Raw genomic sequence first — 927 nt, 5'->3', positions numbered from 1 at the left:
CCGAACCCTGGCCTCCTTGAAAATATCGTAGCCGGCAAAGACTTCGTCGGCGCCTTCGCCCGTCAGCACCACTTTCAAGCCGGCCTCGCGCACGAGGCTCGAGAGCTTGTAGAGCGGGGCAGGGGCAGTGCGCAGGATCGGCCGCTCGGTGAAGCGGATAACGTCAGGGAAGACGGCGGCGATATCGCCTTCCCCGCAGGCGACGGCGCTGTGATGCGTGCCGAGCGCACGGGCCATCTCGATCTGGAAGGGGCTCTCGTCATGTTCGGCGCTATCGAAGGTGACCGAGAAGGTCCTGAGGCCACCCGGCGCCATGCCCGCCGCCAGCGCCGATGTGATGGAGGAATCGAGGCCGCCAGACAGATAGGCGCCGACTGGCACATCGGCGCGCATGCGCATGCGGGTCGCCTCCGTAAGGAGGGCGCGCAGTTCCTCGGCCGCGGCACGCTCGTCCCCGTGCCGGGGCGGCGCGTCCCGGTCGGGATACTCCAGACTCCAGTAGGGCCGGGTCGAGACGCTGCCCTCTTGCACGATCATCAGGCTTGCGGGTTCGATCTCGTAGATGTTGCGGAAGGGCGTGCGCGGCGCGATCGGGGCCCAGAGCGTGAAGATCTGGTCGAGTGCGACCGGATCAATCTCGGCCGCGACGCCCGGGGCCTGGAGGAGCGCCTTGACCTCCGAGGCGAAGTAAAGCCGTTCGCCCTGCCTTGTATAGAAGAGCGGCCGGACCCCCATGCGGTCGCGCGTCAGAACCATGCGGCGGCGGCGGCCGTCCCAGAGCGCAAAGGCGAAATCGCCATTGAGCGCGGAGACGCAATCCTCCCCCATCTCGTCATAGAGATGCAGGATTACTTCGGTGTCGCTGGTTGTCCGGAAATGGCGGCCTTTCGCGCGAAGCTGCTCGCGCAATTCCACATAGTTGAAGAT

At 66.0% G+C, this 927-nt stretch carries 1 protein-coding gene; it reads right to left on the bottom strand.

Annotated elements, in window-relative coordinates:
* On the bottom strand, window positions 1-927 hold a 927-nt coding region (gene asnB / locus EN925_RS37615), incomplete at both ends, for an asparagine synthase (glutamine-hydrolyzing) (RefSeq protein ID WP_128337450.1).

This window comes from Mesorhizobium sp. M7A.F.Ca.US.006.04.2.1 (assembly GCF_004022915.1).
Classification (GTDB): domain Bacteria; phylum Pseudomonadota; class Alphaproteobacteria; order Rhizobiales; family Rhizobiaceae; genus Mesorhizobium; species Mesorhizobium ciceri.
This window is presented reverse-complemented; position numbering and strand designations above follow the sequence as displayed.